Source organism: Nostoc sp. UIC 10607 (assembly GCF_047228265.1).
Classification (GTDB): domain Bacteria; phylum Cyanobacteriota; class Cyanobacteriia; order Cyanobacteriales; family Nostocaceae; genus Nostoc; species Nostoc foliaceum_A.
Genome location: NZ_JBIQNW010000206.1, coordinates 1 through 956, shown reverse-complemented (window position 1 = coordinate 956; position 956 = coordinate 1). Strand labels below are relative to the sequence as shown.

The following is a 956-nucleotide window of genomic DNA, read 5'->3' as shown; positions in this document are numbered from 1 at the left end:
TTTACGCAAAAAGAGCGAAAAACTTTTAAAGCTGCACTATACAAGGATTAGACGCAATAAACCAAGCCCAATACAGCACCTTTGGCTGAGTGCGTGTTAACCAATGGTTATCAAAATTTGGTCAAACAAACATAAATCCACCATTACCGCTTTGGAGCAATCGTCGGCTGTGGAGGGCGGTTGTTAGTTGGGCAGGGAGAAGGCGGGGGGTGGCGATAGGCTCTTCTTAAGCTAAAGGCGATCGCAGATGTGGTAATTGTCGCTCCAGTGCAAGTCTACAATCTCATCTCCCAGCAGTGGCAAATAGGAGTAGTAAAAGACTATTGGAAGCTAGGAAGCTTTGGTGTCGGTGCGCTGTGGGGCTGGGGCTTTTAAATAATAAAAAAGCGGGCAAAAGTCTCCCTATCAAAACTGCCTAGAATTTTTTCATTAAGACAATTTCTCTAACAGCATCATATCACTCAGTTTGAGTATCTTTTGTTTTAGCCTGTAATTTTTGAACCTGAAGGTTTTCTTTCTAAAAGTGAAAAGTCAGAACTGAATTTTGTTTGATACACTAAAGAAGAAATTGATCAATATCTCAAAATACGTATGGCATCTTATAATTTTATTGTTGATGATGTCTCTCTAGTAAATTTTGCATTTTCTCCAAAGTTTAGTACAGATATTGAATTTAAACAAATAGTCGAACAAAAACCTAAACAAACAGAATTTATTGCCCAAAAAGCAACTCAAGAAGGCCAACCAGAAATCAACCGTGCTAAAGGTCAAGAATCGCAAAGCTCAAATTCGTGGAGTCTCGGTATTTTTTTGGGAATTCTTCTTCTCATACTATTTTTTATATTCCGTGGAAGGAGTGGCAGTAGTTACAGGAGCAGTCGTGGCAGTGGTGATGGTGGTTATAGTGCTTACAGTGGTGGTGACGGAGGTGGTGGTGGTGATGGATGTGGTGGCGG

General features: G+C 40.5%; 1 protein-coding gene and 1 pseudogene. Both read left to right on the top strand.

The genetic code is table 11. From position 1 onward, the window contains the following. Window positions 1-249 precede the first annotated feature (249 nt). Window positions 250-375 carry a hypothetical protein gene (locus ACEYW6_RS36415; protein WP_412983639.1) on the top strand — a complete coding sequence of 42 codons (126 nt, stop codon included), beginning with the start codon at window positions 250-252 and terminating at the stop codon, window positions 373-375. A gap of 183 nt (window positions 376-558) precedes the next feature. After that, window positions 559-771: pseudogene (locus tag ACEYW6_RS36410) on the top strand (prohibitin family protein); the annotation flags it as partial. Between the last annotated feature and the right edge of the window lie 185 nt (window positions 772-956).